Consider the following 1882-nt stretch of genomic DNA (forward strand, 5'->3'; position numbering starts at 1 on the left):
CCCCTGACCTGCCGCGCAAGAACTTCACCGCCATGCTGCGCCTGGATCACAACCGCGCCGCCAGCCAGATCGCCGCCAAGACCGGCAAGGCCGTGGCCGACATTGAAAAGCTCACCGTCTGGGGCAACCATTCGCCCACGATGTACGCTGACTACCGCTTTGCCACCATCAAGGGCGAAAGCGTCGCCAAGATGATCAACGACCAGGAATGGAATGCCAACGTGTTCCTGCCTACCGTCGGCAAGCGCGGCGCCGCCATCATTGAAGCGCGCGGCCTGTCGTCGGCCGCATCGGCCGCCAACGCCGCCATCGACCACATGCGCGACTGGGCCCTGGGCACCAACGGCAAGTGGGTCACCATGGGTATCCCGTCCGATGGCCAGTACGGCATCCCGAAAGACATCATGTTCGGCTTCCCCGTGACCTGCGAAAACGGCGAATACAAACTGGTCGAAGGCCTGGAAATCGACGCGTTCAGCCAGGAACGCATCACCAAGACCCTGGACGAGCTTAAGGGTGAGCAAGACGGCGTCAAGCACCTGCTMTGAGCAATTAATGAGCGATGTGCGCCGCGCAGGGCCACCCCAAGCAARCACGGCCCCCTCCGGGGGCAGCGTAGTACACGAAGTGACAAGCGTGGGGGCTCGCCAACATCCGCGCGACGTTCTGCTGGGTGCCCAGGCACAAGCCGGGTTTCTTCCGGTTTGTGATCACTACAGCGGTGTTGAAGCCCGCATGCGCAAAAGCCTGCAGCTGCAGGCCGAAATGATCGAGGAGTTCGGCGCCTGCGTGTTTGACGTGACGCTGGATTGCGAAGACGGCGCACCCGTGGGCGGCGAAGCCGACCATGCCGCGATGGTCGTGGCGCTGGCGGCCCTGGCCAGCGACAAGGCACGCGTCGCGGTGCGCATCCATTCGGTGGACCACCCCGCCTTTGAGGCCGACATGGCTGTCATTGCCGGGAAGCTGTCCCGCCATCTCTCACACATCATGGTCCCCAAGGTGGAATCGGTTGCCGATGTGGTCAGGGCCGAGCAGGCTCTGCTCGCAGCATCGGCCGGCGGCCTGCCGCTGCACGTGCTGATCGAATCCCCACTCGCGGTGCGAAACGCTTTCGACATTGCTGCTCATCCGCGCGTGCAGTCGTTGAGTTTTGGCCTGATGGATTTTGTCTCGGCGCATGGCGGCGCGATTCCCGCCGACGGCATGAGCAGCCGCGGCCAGTTCACGCATCCCCTGGTGATGCGCGCCAAGCTCGAAATCGCGTCGGCTTGCCATGCCCACGGCAAAGTGCCGTCACATTGTGTTGTCACAGAGTTCAATGACACTGAGGCCATGACTTCTGCCGCACGCCATGCCGCCCGTGAACTGGGCTACACCCGCATGTGGAGCATCCACCCCAACCAGATCCGGCCTATCCTGGCGGCTTTTGCGCCCACCGAGGGTGAGATTGAAAGTGCTACAAAAATAATAGCTGCTGCCGCACGTTCAGACTGGGCTCCCATCAGTTTTGAAGGCAAGCTGCACGACCGCGCGAGCTACCGCTACTTCTGGCAGGTTCTGGAGCGCGCGCACCAGACCGGCCGTGTCTTGCCGCACGAGGCGCAGGCATATTTTTCTGTCCCGCTTTACTGATTTCCCCGATTGACTGTTGACCGTTCCAAAGGACCCCCATGAAACATTTCGCTCTCTCTGCCCTGATGCTGGCCGCCCCCGCCCTGTTGCTGGCCCAGACGGCAGCCCCTAAAGCTGCCGCGCCCAAGGCTACCGCCGCAGCTGACCAGCCCGCCCAGGCCGCCAAGCGTGCACCGATCAGGCGCTCTGCCGCCAAGGTGGTGGAAGAAAGGACGCCCATTGACGATGACCTGTCTGTCACCTTGAC

Annotated in this window: 2 protein-coding genes and 1 pseudogene; all 3 read left to right on the forward strand. The window is 62.8% G+C overall.

Annotated features, from left to right (window positions below; translation table 11 throughout):
* Positions 1 to 548 (forward strand): malate dehydrogenase (locus AC1D1X_RS22030; protein ID WP_477699190.1); only part of this gene is annotated, 548 nt, incomplete at its 5' end.
* Positions 549 to 636: 88 nt separating this feature from the next.
* Positions 637 to 1635 carry an HpcH/HpaI aldolase/citrate lyase family protein gene (locus AC1D1X_RS22035; RefSeq protein WP_477671358.1) on the forward strand — a complete coding sequence of 333 codons (999 nt, stop codon included), beginning with the start codon at positions 637 to 639 and terminating at the stop codon, positions 1633 to 1635.
* Positions 1636 to 1673: 38 nt separating this feature from the next.
* Positions 1674 to 1882: pseudogene (locus AC1D1X_RS22040) on the forward strand (hypothetical protein); the annotation flags it as partial.

The sequence above is a fragment of the Polaromonas sp. P1_G4 genome (assembly GCF_056405475.1).